The following is a 1,318-nucleotide window of genomic DNA, read 5'->3' as shown; positions in this document are numbered from 1 at the left end:
GCACAGATTATGGGGCGTGGTGTAAGCGAGGGTGAAACGCTTAAAGGCAATGAAGAAGCCCTCCAATTTCTCCATGATAAATTATATATCAATGAACTTAATAACGCTGTTTCAACAAAAAATAAAGGTACGATTGATCAACAACGTATTTTGTTTAGTTTACGCGACGAAGCACATAAGGCATTGGTTGATTGGTTTGCAGACCGTTTGAGTTTGATGTTTTTTCTTCAAGTTTGTGGATATACAGCGCCTACAATAAAGTTTGAAGGACGTGAAGTTGAACTTGATGAATTGTATTATGGTTTTAATGCACCATTGACACCAAGCAGTAAGCGCATTGTGCGACCAGATGGTAAAACTAAGGATGAAGATGTTAAAGAGTTAGCCAAACATAGCTTTAGTTTGAAGCTCATAGATGAGGCTGTTAAAGTTGCAAAGTTGGCTAACCCCAAAATCAGACCAGTACGGGTTGGTGGTTCCAATGTCTACGTGATGTATCTTCATCCCATACAAGTTATGCAATTGCGTACCAATACAGATACTGGTCAGTGGCTTGATATACAAAAGGCAGTTTATTCAGGTTCGCGCGCGAAGAACCCGATTTTTGATGGCTCTTTAGGCATGTATAATGGTGTGATTCTACGAGAATCCGAACATGTAACCCATGGTGTTAAATCCGATGGTAGTGTTGAAGAAAATGTCCGCCGTGCTGTATTACTGGGTGCACAAAGTGTGATGCTTGCCTTTGGAGCAGAAAATCAAGACACGCGCTATAAGTTGGTTGAAGAGCTTGATGATTATCAACGAGTATATGGTGTTGCAGCTAAGACAATCATAGGCATGAAGAAAACACGTTTCCAAATGCCTGGAAGAGGACAAAATGCGCAAGATTTCGGAACCGTTGTTGTTTCAACTTGCACAGGCGAAAAGCCTTCTTAATTTTCAAAGAAAGGAAATAAAACATGGCAGAAGGATTACCACAACCCCTACAAGGGAGAAACTTGGTTACGCAACAAGTGAGTTTTTTTCGCTTGAACATCTCGTATAAAGATAAGCATTTGACACGCAAAATCGGGACTTTACCGCGTGGTGCGATGATCCTTTCGATTAAAGCGTTTGTGAAGACAGCGTTTTCGGATGCGAAATTAAAGATAGGTAGCACCTATGGTGGTAATGAGTTTAGTGAAAAGGATATCAAAGCCCAAAGCACTCAAGATTTTACATCAACCAACCAAAAAGAGTTTGTTCCAGAAGATCAAGAGCTTACGCTTTATGCAACACGGGATAAAACAACCGCGGCTGGAGAGTGTGTTGTGGT

At 40.9% G+C, this 1,318-nt stretch carries 2 protein-coding genes; both read left to right on the top strand.

Translation table 11 applies throughout. The annotated features are described in order from the left end of the window. On the top strand, positions 1-939 hold a 939-nt coding region (locus ACFIJP_RS09120), incomplete at its 5' end, for a DUF4043 family protein (protein WP_375627096.1). 23 nt (positions 940-962) lie between these two features. Continuing rightward, on the top strand, positions 963-1,318 hold a 356-nt coding region (locus tag ACFIJP_RS09115; protein ID WP_375627095.1), incomplete at its 3' end, for a hypothetical protein.

Source organism: Bartonella sp. MU37NMGALS (assembly GCF_042194015.1).
Classification (GTDB): Bacteria; Pseudomonadota; Alphaproteobacteria; order Rhizobiales; family Rhizobiaceae; genus Bartonella; species Bartonella grahamii.
The sequence above is the reverse complement of the archived record's forward strand: the minus strand, read 5'-3'. Positions and strand labels throughout refer to the sequence as shown.